This window comes from Sphingobacterium paludis, from assembly GCF_004364125.1.
Lineage (GTDB): Bacteria > Bacteroidota > Bacteroidia > Sphingobacteriales > Sphingobacteriaceae > Sphingobacterium > Sphingobacterium paludis.
This window is the reverse complement of sequence record NZ_SNZV01000009.1, coordinates 239,542-250,416: the sequence shown is the minus strand read 5'-3', so window position 1 is coordinate 250,416 and position 10,875 is coordinate 239,542. Positions and strand designations below refer to the sequence as shown.

At 45.4% G+C, this 10,875-nt stretch carries 8 protein-coding genes; 5 read left to right on the top strand and 3 right to left on the bottom strand.

The window, feature by feature from the left end; translation table 11 throughout:
• Positions 1 to 106: 106 nt before the first annotated feature.
• The 3 genes from B0I21_RS17320 to B0I21_RS17310 form a co-directional block, all read right to left on the bottom strand.
• The gene (locus B0I21_RS17320) at positions 107 to 793 is read right to left on the bottom strand and encodes a response regulator transcription factor (RefSeq protein WP_208292378.1); all 687 of its coding nucleotides are present in this window, start codon (positions 791 to 793) and stop codon (positions 107 to 109) included.
• 13 nt (positions 794 to 806) lie between these two features.
• Complete coding sequence (locus B0I21_RS17315; protein WP_133641740.1) at positions 807 to 2,630, bottom strand: sensor histidine kinase; 1,824 nt, start codon at positions 2,628 to 2,630, stop codon at positions 807 to 809.
• A 403-nt stretch (positions 2,631 to 3,033) separates the two neighbouring features.
• Positions 3,034 to 3,996 carry an isopenicillin N synthase family dioxygenase gene (locus B0I21_RS17310; protein ID WP_133641739.1) on the bottom strand — a complete coding sequence of 321 codons (963 nt, stop codon included), beginning with the start codon at positions 3,994 to 3,996 and terminating at the stop codon, positions 3,034 to 3,036.
• 286 nt (positions 3,997 to 4,282) lie between these two features.
• Here B0I21_RS17310 and B0I21_RS17305 point away from each other — a divergent pair, with 286 nt between their 5' ends.
• The 5 genes from B0I21_RS17305 to B0I21_RS17285 all read left to right on the top strand — a co-directional run bounded on the left by B0I21_RS17305 (position 4,283) and on the right by B0I21_RS17285 (position 10,785).
• Positions 4,283 to 4,732 (top strand): MarR family winged helix-turn-helix transcriptional regulator, encoded by a 450-nt coding sequence (locus tag B0I21_RS17305; protein WP_133641738.1) that lies wholly within the window; start codon positions 4,283 to 4,285, stop codon positions 4,730 to 4,732.
• Positions 4,733 to 4,765: 33 nt separating this feature from the next.
• Complete coding sequence (locus B0I21_RS17300; RefSeq protein ID WP_133641737.1) at positions 4,766 to 7,192, top strand: 3-hydroxyacyl-CoA dehydrogenase/enoyl-CoA hydratase family protein; 2,427 nt, start codon at positions 4,766 to 4,768, stop codon at positions 7,190 to 7,192.
• Positions 7,193 to 7,227: 35 nt separating this feature from the next.
• The gene (locus B0I21_RS17295; RefSeq protein WP_133641736.1) at positions 7,228 to 7,581 is read left to right on the top strand and encodes a four helix bundle protein; all 354 of its coding nucleotides are present in this window, start codon (positions 7,228 to 7,230) and stop codon (positions 7,579 to 7,581) included.
• A gap of 202 nt (positions 7,582 to 7,783) precedes the next feature.
• A complete protein-coding gene (locus tag B0I21_RS17290) occupies positions 7,784 to 8,956 on the top strand; it encodes an acetyl-CoA C-acyltransferase (protein WP_133641735.1) in 1,173 nt (390 codons plus the stop codon).
• A gap of 50 nt (positions 8,957 to 9,006) precedes the next feature.
• Positions 9,007 to 10,785 carry an acyl-CoA dehydrogenase family protein gene (locus B0I21_RS17285; RefSeq protein WP_133641734.1) on the top strand — a complete coding sequence of 593 codons (1,779 nt, stop codon included), beginning with the start codon at positions 9,007 to 9,009 and terminating at the stop codon, positions 10,783 to 10,785.
• Positions 10,786 to 10,875 lie beyond the last annotated feature (90 nt).

Sequence of the window (10,875 nt, the reverse complement as noted above, 5' to 3'; positions counted from 1 at the left end):
ATGGGGTCTGTTGTTTCATGACCGTATCGTTTGAATAATTAAATATAAATAATCTTATCAAATTATTCCATTGACACAGTTCGCGTTACAGTCTCAAACGTTCATTTTAGCTGACCAAAAGTTTGTAGCCTTTGCCATGCACATTGACAATTTCCACGTTTGGATCTTCCTTGAGGTACTTCCGCAACTTACTTAGGAAAACGTCCATGCTTCTTCCGGTAAAGTAGTTGTCATCGTGCCAGATTTTAACCAGAGCTTCTTCCCGCGTCAATACGTCGTTTTTGTTAAGGCAAAGCAAACGCAGCAGTTCTGCTTCTTTGGTCGATAGTTTTTGCTGCTGCCCTTTATAGGAGACGATTTGGCTTGTATAGTCGAAGTAGTATTCACCAATCTCGAATTTATCCGCAACTTCCTCTTCCTTATCTTTGGAGACTCTTTTTAACAAAGCGTTTATACGCAGCAGCAACTCCTCCACGCGGAACGGTTTAGTGATGTAATCATCGCCACCCAACTCGAAAGCCTGCGTTTTATCCTCCATCATTCCTTTCGCTGTAGCATAAATGATTGGAACTTTTTTGTTCATTTTCCGGATGTCTTTGCCGAGCGAGAAGCCGTCCTTTTTTGGCATCATCACATCGAAAATACACAGCTCATAATTGTCTTTGCGGAAAGCGGCGAGTGCTTCATCGCCATCTTGGCATAGTGTCACATCGAATTTTCCCTTAAGTTCTAAATAATCTTTTAGAAGCTCCCCCAAGTTGGGATCGTCTTCTGCTAATAATATTTTTTGCATATGAATAATCAATTTAAGCTCCGTTCAGATTAGCCCCTTTCAAAGGAAAGGATAGCTCAAAGATTGTGCCCTTGTCTTTTTCGCTCTTGACCTGAATTTTACCATTAAGTCGTTTTACAATGTCATTAACATAGCTTAAGCCAAGCCCAAAACCTTTCACATTGTGCACATTTCCCGTTGGAATACGATAGAATTGGTCAAATATCTTTTCTTTTTGATCTTTTGTCATGCCCATCCCTTTGTCTGCAATGGTAATGACGATATTGTTTTTCAGATTAAAAGTTTTTACCGTTATATCGGGTGCGTCTTTGCTATATTTTATAGCGTTGTCAACTAAATTAAAGAATACGTTCGATAGATGCAATTCGTCACCTGTAACTAAATCGTTAACCGCGGCCATATTTGTTGCCAAGCTGCCGTTTGCTTTTTGTAGTTGCAATGCCATGCTGTCGAGCACGCCCGATACCACCTCGTTGATATGCACGTTAACTTTTTCAATCTTTAGGTTTTCCTTTTCCAGTCGTGCGATATTCAATACGCGCTCGATATGATTTCCCAACCGCACATTCTCATCATAAATAATATTGGCAAGACGATTTACGCGGCGTTCATCCGATGATATTTCGGGGTCTTTTAGCGATTCGCTGGCTATCATAATCGTGGCTACTGGTGTTTTGAACTCATGCGTCATGTTGTTCATAAAGTCCGTCTTCATGGCCGATATTTTCTTTTGCTTAAAGATGATACTTAAGGTGTAGGCGAATGCGCCGATCAGTAAGGCCAGTAGGGCAATCATCGGTAACAGCAGGTAGCTGATGTTGTCTCGGATAATGGACGGCTTGTTTGGAAAGTAAACCGTGACACGCCCTGGAGATCGTCCCAAATCGTTTTCAAAAAGACGTGTGCTGTAATTCGCTCGGGCAGCACTTTTCGCGCCTTCTTTTTCACGCCAAGTTTCGTACACGAGTAGGCTTCTGTCGTCCCGAACTTCGAGATTAAATGGTGCGTAGATATCGCGTTTGCTGAGTTCGTTTTCCATCTCGTTTTTGAGATAGGCAAAGTTCACGCGATCCCGGAAAGGACGCTTCGAAAGTTCTTCGGCGGCAGCTACGCTAGTTACCAATTCTTTATTTTTTCCGCCCATCACCGCAACGCTATCAATAAGTGTCTGCGCGGTGTTTAGCGCCAATTCCTGTTCGAGCGCATGAATTCGAAAGGCTATCTTTAAATCCCCTCTCGGAGGCAATACGCGCACCACCCAATTGATGTCATTATAGGAGTTCAAGAAAGCAAGATACCGCGTGCTGTCATCCTTGGCAGGAATCATGGGTATTTTCTTCGTTGCATAAACCTCGACAACGTTGTTCTGTATGTCGCGGTCGATTTCGCCGGGCAGTATGCGTATTGTGACGAAGTCGTTGTAGCGCGTTCTTTTGATATAGGTTTCGTAGAACGAATTCTCGATATAAGCAATGAGCGGATAGCGGGAGCGCAATAAGTCCTCCTCGTCTTTGAACTTTTGCTCCAGTTCATACTGTTGTATGCGCAATTCTTCGATACGCTTTTGTAGAGCCAGCTGTTTGGCCAGTGTTTTCTGCTTCGCCTGTTCCTTCCTGTACTTTTCCCTATCGATCTTTTGCTGCTCCTTCACAAAATCATACACTTCGCGTTTCTCAATCTTACTGGCAACGGTCAGCAGGGAGGCGGTTACTGCTTCGTCAAAAAGTTGAGACTTCTGTTTGTATGACTCACGGACAAAATAATATTGCATAGCCATTACCCCCAAAAGGGCAATAGACATTAACCAAATTATAAGCGTGATGCTCCTTTTTTTCATGTGTTACAAAAATAGGTATGCAAAAGCTTCTAAATGTGCATTTAACACAATTTAACAGCTGATTTTACGGGATCAATATCGGCATTTTTAATGAGTATCCACGATGTGCATAGGGTAGATTCCAAGCGATCAACCTCGTACGAACATCCTTGCATAACCCGTCGATCTATTTTGCTGTTTGAAAAGCTAAAGCTTTCTTCGCTGGCTGTGCGTAACCGGAAAACGGGTAGCTTACCGGATGCTTAGCAAATTTTTGTGTGATCTTAAGGGATGGTGATGCTCACTGTGCAGAAACGAATCAATGGGTTGGGTTGGTTTGAACAGGCATCGCAGCGTTTTGGATTTTACCGTTGCAGTAATTGCAGTCCGTTAACAACATGAACGGACTGCAAAGGCCAATATGTTACATTTTTAGTCCGATCTCACGAAGTCTTTCATCCAAATACTGTCCCGCTGTATAGTCCGCGTAAGCTTTTGGATGTTCCTCTGATATGCAAGAATCCAAGCTAGCCAAGCTCATGCTTGCTTTTGGGTGTAAAAAGAATGGAACGGAAAAGCGCGAGGTACGCATCAATTCGCGAGGTGGATTAACCACGCGGTGCGTTGTGGATTTTAGTTTGTTGTTTGTAAGACGCTGCAGCATGTCCCCAACATTAACAACGATATCTTCGCCTTTCGCTTTTATTGGAAACCAGTCTCCCTCTTTGGTTAATACTTCCAGCCCATCCGCACTCGCACCAATTAATAGTGTGATGAGGTTGATGTCTTCATGAGCGCCTGCGCGAACAGCATCTGGCGAAATGGTATCCGGATTTTCAATAGGAAAATAATGTATGGCACGAAGAATCGAGTTGCCGTTGATAACAAATTGCTCGAAGTAATCTTCTTCCAGGTTAAGGTAGGAAGCGATGGCTTTTAGCAGGTTTCGTCCGGCATCTTCCAATTTCTTGTAGATCTCGGCCGTTACTTGGTTGAAACGAGGAAGTTCATCAACCAAAATATTATCGGGAAAGTCAGCCTTGGCGTATTCTTCGCCGATAATAGTCTGGCCTCGTTGCCAAAACTCTTTTAAATCGGGCGTGTTTGCATCTTTGGCTTTTTCCTTTCCCTTCGAGGTATAGCCGCGCTGTCCGGCTAGTTCAGGATATTCATATTTTCGCTTCACAGCGTCAGGAAGATCGAAGAATGCCTTTACCACTTGGTATAATTCATCAATTAGTTCGGGGCTCAATCCATGGTTCGCTACGGTGACAAAGCCGGTCTCGTTAAAAGCTTTACCAATGTCCTGGACAAATTGATCGCGCTCCGCAGCGGAACCCTGCGTATAGGTTAAAAGATCTAAGCGGGGTATGTTCACTAATGCCATATGCTTTTTTATTTGTTAGCAAAGGTAATGCAATAATTGATGCATCCTGCTGCCTATTGTTTATAATCTACCTTGTTCGTCCTTTAAAGTTAAGAAAATCAATGCGTAAAAGTTTTCCACATTCCAAAAAGAAATGCAGCCTTTTCGTGTTATACTAGGGTGGGGTGCTCCGTGGTCGCTACAAACCGAGCAACGGGTTGGGGCAACAAAAAACGAAAAAAGAATTGCTTTTATCGATTCTATCGTTTAAATTTGTTATGCTTGCATAGTAAATGTAGATCAAGTTATGAGCCAGGAAAATACAATTGATTACTTTTTAAAGACCTGTTGGCAGACCGTGGCCAATAAATATAATGTCATAGCCTCTCAATTTGGGTTTACCCAGGCTGCCGGCTATATTCTTATCAATATACATAAAGACGGCACCTCTGTATCGCAAATTGCAAATTCAACGGGTGTAAAAACCACATCTCTTTCTCGAGTTTTGAATAATTTGGAATCGCTTGGTTTTATTTACAGGGAGATTAACGCTTCTGATAAGCGTTCTGTAAAGGTGTACCTCACGCCACTCGGGCGCGAAAAAAGACAACTGGCGAAAAACGTGGTGCGCGAGTTTAATGAATATTTAGATGCGCAGATTCCTGTGAAAGAGCGTCAGCAGCTCTTGGAGTCGTTGCAAAAAATCAATGCTTTGGCGGCCAGCTATGTGCCTAATGTGGAGCAAGATGTTAAATAGTTAGATGGTATAAACGAAATAAAATAGGATGACATGAATAGAAATATTAAAAAGGTAGCTGTTCTGGGTTCCGGTGTGATGGGGTCTCGAATTGCCTGCCACTTTGCCAATATCGGGGTAGAGGTTTTACTTTTAGATATTGTCCCGCGCGAACTCCTTCCTGCTGAAGAGTCAAAAGGGTTGACCCTACAGAGTCCGGCTGTTCGAAACCGAATAGTGAACCAATCGCTCGAAACGGCTTTAAAAACCAATCCCTCCCCCATTTATAGCAAGAGCTACGTCTCTCGCGTTACTACAGGCAACTTCGAGGACAACATGAAAGATATCGCAGATTGCGACTGGGTTATCGAGGTGGTGGTCGAACGCTTAGATATTAAGAAAAAGGTGTTTGACCAAGTCGAAGAGCATCGCAAGGCGGGCACGCTTATTACTTCCAATACCTCCGGTATTCCTATACACCTCATGGCGGAAGGCCGTTCGGCAGATTTTAAATCAAATTTCTGCGGGACACACTTTTTCAATCCTCCGCGTTATCTCGAACTTTTTGAAATTATCCCAACGGCAGACACTGATGCCGCAGTAGTGTATTTTTTAAGCTACTTCGGCGATAAGATGCTGGGAAAAACAGTCGTCCTCTGTAAGGATACGCCTGCTTTTATCGGTAATCGAATTGGTGTATACTCCATGCTGGCGTTGACGCACCTGGTGGAGAAACTCGATCTTTCCGTCGAAGAAGTAGATAAATATACAGGGCCAGCCATGGGGCACCCGAAATCGGCAACCTTCCGCACCGCGGATGTTGTCGGATTAGATACCTTGGTGAACGTGGCTAATGGCCTAGATCAGAACGCGCCAAATGACGAAGCTAAGGGGGTATTTCAGTTGCCCGCTTACATCAACAACATGGTGGAGAATAAGTGGTTGGGCGAAAAGACGAAGCAAGGTTTCTACAAAAAGGAAAAAGATGATAAGGGTAACTCCGTCATTCTTTCTTTGGATTTGAAAAGCTTGAGCTATAAAGAGCAGGAAAAAGTGAAGTCAACCACGCTGGAGGCTACTAAGCCAGTGGAAGACATCCGGAAGCGCATGAAAGTCTACGAGGGCGGAACAGATAAGGCCGCAACGCTTTTCCGTGCAATGCACTATCCATTATTTGAGTATGTTTCGAATCGCGTTCCCGAGATCACGGATGAGTTTTACCGCATTGACGACGCCATGCGCGCCGGTTTTGGTTGGGAACTAGGCCCTTTCGAGGTGTGGGATGCGCTGGGCGTGCGCGAAACTATAGCGAAGATACAAGCTGAAGAAAAACGCCTGCCGGGGCAGCGCGGCGAGGTTGCTGCTTGGGTGCACGATATGCTTGCTGCGGGTTGCGACAGCTTTTATAAAGTGATTGATGGCGTGAAAAACTTCTATGACATCGCTTCCAAAAACTATGTCCCTATCCCCGGTGCAGAAGATCTAATCGTGCTGGATCATATTCGTGATGAGCATACCGTCTGGAAAAATTCAGGTGTCACGATCATCGACTTAGGCGATGGTGTCATTAATTGTGAGTTTCATACTAAAATGAACACCATCGGAGGCGATGTTATTCAAGGGCTAAACAAGGCCATTGACTTGGCCGAACAGCAATATAAGGGTTTAGTCATCAGCAACGAAGGGAAGAACTTCTCTGCAGGAGCAAATATCGGAATGATCTTTATGATGGCTGTGGAGCAAGATTACGACGAGCTGAACATGGCGGTTAAAATGTTTCAAAACACGGCTATGCGGATCCGTTATTCGTCGATTCCGGTCGTAGTAGCGCCGTTCCAGCTTACACTAGGTGGCGGCTGCGAATTCTCTATGCACGCGGATTTTGTGCAGCTGCATGCCGAGACGTATATGGGGCTTGTCGAGTTTGGGGTAGGCGTTATCCCTGGCGGCGGCGGGTCTAAAGAGTTCGCACTGCGTGCTTCCGACGAGTACCAGCCTGACCAGATTGTGCAAAATACGTTAAAGGAAAGATTCTTGACCGTTGGACAGGCTAAAGTTTCTACATCGGCTGTTGAGGCGGCGGAGCTCGGCTACTTGCAGCAAGGAAAATACGCCATTACCATGAATCGCAAACGCTTGTTAGCCGATGCGAAAGCAAAGGTGCTGGAGCTGGCCAATGCCGGCTATGTACAGCCTGCAGCCCGCAAGGATATCAAAGTCCTCGGAAATCAAGGGTTAGGGATTGTGTATGTGGGAGCGTCGTCTATGCGAGCAGGTAATTACATCTCTGATCATGATAAAAAGATCTCCGAAAAACTCGGCTGGGTGATGTGCGGCGGAAATCTATCTGCGCCTACGGAAGTGTCCGAGCAATATCTACTCGATCTAGAAAGAAAAGCATTTTTAGAACTGTGCGGAGAGCGCAAAACATTGGAAAGAATACAGCATATGTTAACTAAAGGAAAGCCTTTGAGAAATTAGTGGAGTATTGCGTAATGTGTAAGGAGAATTGAGATATGCATAAGTTTCGCGAGCTGAAGTTATGGCAAAAGGCGATGGATTTAACCGTAGATGTCTATCAACATACAGATCATTTGCCACAATCTGAACGCTTTGTGCTTCTTTCTCAAGTAAGAAGATGTGCGGTCTCTATCTGCTCTAATATCGCAGAAGGTGCTGGGAGAAATTCGAATGGAGAGTTTATTCAATTTTTAGGCATGGCAAATGGCTCTGCTTACGAATTAGAAACACAAATAGAGTTGCTCCATAAACTGAACTACATCGATGAAACAGTGAGAACGACGTTGTTCAATCAAGTTGACGAGATACAAAAGATGCTATTTAAATTAATGAAAGCATTAAAAAAATAAGCTGACGCACCACACAATACTCGCTACTAAATACTGAAAAAGCTGATGGTTTCATTGTGTCAATACGCAATACTCGCTACTAAATACTAAAAAAAGCTGATGGGTTCATTGTCTCAGTAGGCAATGCGCATTACTAAATACTAAAAAAGCTGATGGGTTCATTGTCTCAATACGCAATACTCACTACTAAATACTAATTAAAATGGAAGCATACATTATAGCAGGATATCGTACCGCAGTGGGCAAGGCCCCGCGGGGAGTTTTTCGTTTTATGCGTGCCGATGATTTGGCCGCAGATGTTATAAAGCACATGGTTACGACGATTCCAAATTTGGATGTCGAACAGATCGACGATGTTATCGTCGGAAACGCGATGCCCGAAGCAGAACAGGGTTTGAACGTAGGGAGGTTAATCTCTTTGATGGGCTTAAACACCGATAAGGTACCTGGCGTAACCGTTAATCGGTACTGCGCATCGGGTTTGGAAACCATTGCCACCGCGGTGGCAAAGATTAAATCCGGTATGGCCGACTGTATCATCGCTGGCGGCGTGGAGGTCATGTCGGGTATGCCTTTTGGCGGATGGAAGATTGTACCCAATCCGGTGGTTGCGAAAGAGCACCCCGATTGGTATTGGGGCATGGGGCTTACTGCGGAGGCTGTTGCGAAAGAATATAATATCTCTCGAGAAGATCAGGATGCTTTTGCGCTGAGATCACATCAGAAGGCTGTTGCGGCCCAGCATAATGGACATTTACAGGCGGGGATCGTGCCTATCAAAGTCGAAGAGACCTATATCAAAGACAATAAAATAGCAACCCGAGCATATATCGTGGATAAAGACGAGGGGCCGCGAGCAGATTCTTCTGCGGAGGCCCTCGCGAAATTACGTCCGGTGTTTGCTGCCGATGGCTGCGTCACGGCCGGCAACTCTTCGCAGACGTCTGACGGAGCGGCATTCGTGTTGGTGGTATCCGAGAGCATGTTGAAACAACTGCAGGTGGAGCCTATCGCCCGTTTGGTTAGCTATGCTGCAGCCGGCGTTCCGCCACGAATCATGGGTATTGGTCCGGTAGCGGCTATTCCCAAAGCGCTAGCACAAGCAAATCTACGCAAGGAGGATATCGATCTTATAGAGCTGAATGAAGCTTTTGCCTCGCAGTCGTTAGCGGTAATTCGCGAGCTGGGCCTCGACGAGACGAAGATCAACGTCAATGGTGGCGCAATTGCTTTGGGGCATCCCCTGGGCTGTACCGGAGCTAAGCTCACCGTCCAGCTGTTGAATGATCTGAAGCGAAGAAACGAAAAATATGGTATGGTCACCATGTGTGTGGGGACCGGGCAGGGCGCTGCCGGCATTTTCGAAATGCTGTAATACCGCTACACAACAACATAAGAGAGAATAAAAAAGCTAAATAAAGAGATATGAGCAACGCAATAAAAGGAGGGGAGTTCGTTATTCGTGAGACTCCATATACCGAAGTGTTTATTCCGGAAGAATTTGATGAGGAAGCCAAGATGATTCGGCAGACCTGTCGGGATTTTCTCGATAGTGAAGTCTTGAATAAGTTAGATCGCATTGACGCTCAAGAGGCGGGACTTATGCAAAACTTATTGGAAAAGGCGGGCGAGCTGGGCATGTTAGGTGTCTCTATCCCCGAAGAATACGGAGGCTTTGGGAAAAACTTTAACACGTCTATGTTGGTTACGGATGCGGTGGGTGGCGGCTATTCTTTTGCCGTAGCCCTTTCTGCGCATACGGGTATAGGTACATTACCTATTCTGTACTATGGCAACGAGCAGCAAAAACAAAAGTACATTCCTAAACTGACGAGTGGTGAATGGAAGGCTTCGTATTGCCTTACCGAGCCCAACGCAGGATCTGATGCCAACTCTGGTCGTACATCGGCGAAGCTGAATGCGGAAGGAACGCACTACCTGATTAATGGGCAGAAGATGTGGATTACCAATGGCGGCTTCGCTGATATTTTTATTGTGTTTGCCAAGATTGATGAGGATAAAAACTTGACCGCCTTTATCGTAGAAAAAGACTTTGGGGGCATCAGCATGAATCCGGAAGAGCATAAGCTAGGCATCAAAGGATCTTCAACGCGGCAGGTTTTCTTCAATGACTGCCCGGTGCCGGTGGAAAATCTACTTTCCGAGCGGGAAAACGGGTTTAAGATTGCCGTGAATATCCTTAATATTGGGCGGATCAAATTGGGCGCGGCAACGATAGGGTCTTCTCGGTCTATTATTAGCCAAGCGATCCGCTATGCCAATGAGCGTTCGCAGTTTAACCTACCCATCTCTAAGTTTGGTGCGATACGCTATAAGCTTGCAGAAATGGCTACGCGACTGTACGCTACGGAGTCGGCTACCTATCGTGCGGGCCAAAATATCGATGATGCGTATGAAGCTCTAGTGGCTTCGGGGATGGATGAAGCTAAGGCCAAACTGAAATCAGTCGAACAGTTTGCGATTGAATGTGCAATTATCAAGGTCTGGTGTTCAGAAATGTTGGATTATGTGGTAGACGAAGGTGTGCAGATCTATGGTGGTATGGGTTACTCGGCCGAGGCGCCTATGGAGCGCGCTTATCGCGATTCGCGTATCAATCGGATTTTCGAAGGAACGAATGAGGTCAATCGCTTACTAATCGTGGATATGCTACTTAAGCGTGCCATGAAAGGGGAAATAGATTTAATGGGGCCAGCCACCGCCGTCGCTAATGAACTGATGGCGATTCCTGATTTTGCGGATGACGAGCAGCTACCGTTTGCAGCAGAAAAAAAGATCATCGCTAATTTGAAGAAGGCCGGTTTACTGATTGCGGGGGCAGCGGTGCAGAAATTAATGATGTCCCTATCCAAAGAGCAGGAGATCTTGATGAATATTGCGGACATCATTGGTTATGTATATGTTGCGGAATCTGTCTTGCTACGTGCTGAGAAGCTCCACCATACTGCGGGAACTGAGGCGGCGGCACTGCCCACAGATATCGCCCGCGTCTACCTGTATGGAGCAATTGACAAGATTCAGGTGGCCGGTAAGGAGGCACTGTACTCGTTCGGTGATGGTGATGAACTGAAAATGATGTTGGTCGGCTTAAGACGCTTTACAAAAGCGGAGCCTTTCAACGTGAAAGAAGCACGTCAACGCATTGCTAAAAAACTTATCGACGAAAATCGCTATACCTTTTAAGCGCTTAACATTCTTTGAAAAGCCTGTTGCAGAATTGTGACAGGCTTTTTGCGTTCACGGCGGCGCTCGCATTGCTATTCTATTTTAATA

Excerpts from the sequence above, each read along its gene's own strand:
- B0I21_RS17320 (WP_208292378.1), bottom strand. The coding sequence starts at position 793 with ATGCAAAAAATATTATTAGCAGAAGACGATCCCAACTTGGGGGAGCTT.
- B0I21_RS17315 (WP_133641740.1), bottom strand. The coding sequence starts at position 2,630 with ATGAAAAAAAGGAGCATCACGCTTATAATTTGGTTAATGTCTATTGCC.
- B0I21_RS17310 (WP_133641739.1), bottom strand. The coding sequence starts at position 3,996 with ATGGCATTAGTGAACATACCCCGCTTAGATCTTTTAACCTATACGCAG.
- B0I21_RS17305 (WP_133641738.1), top strand. The coding sequence starts at position 4,283 with ATGAGCCAGGAAAATACAATTGATTACTTTTTAAAGACCTGTTGGCAG.
- B0I21_RS17300 (WP_133641737.1), top strand. The coding sequence starts at position 4,766 with ATGAATAGAAATATTAAAAAGGTAGCTGTTCTGGGTTCCGGTGTGATG.
- B0I21_RS17295 (WP_133641736.1), top strand. The coding sequence starts at position 7,228 with ATGCATAAGTTTCGCGAGCTGAAGTTATGGCAAAAGGCGATGGATTTA.
- B0I21_RS17290 (WP_133641735.1), top strand. The coding sequence starts at position 7,784 with ATGGAAGCATACATTATAGCAGGATATCGTACCGCAGTGGGCAAGGCC.
- B0I21_RS17285 (WP_133641734.1), top strand. The coding sequence starts at position 9,007 with ATGAGCAACGCAATAAAAGGAGGGGAGTTCGTTATTCGTGAGACTCCA.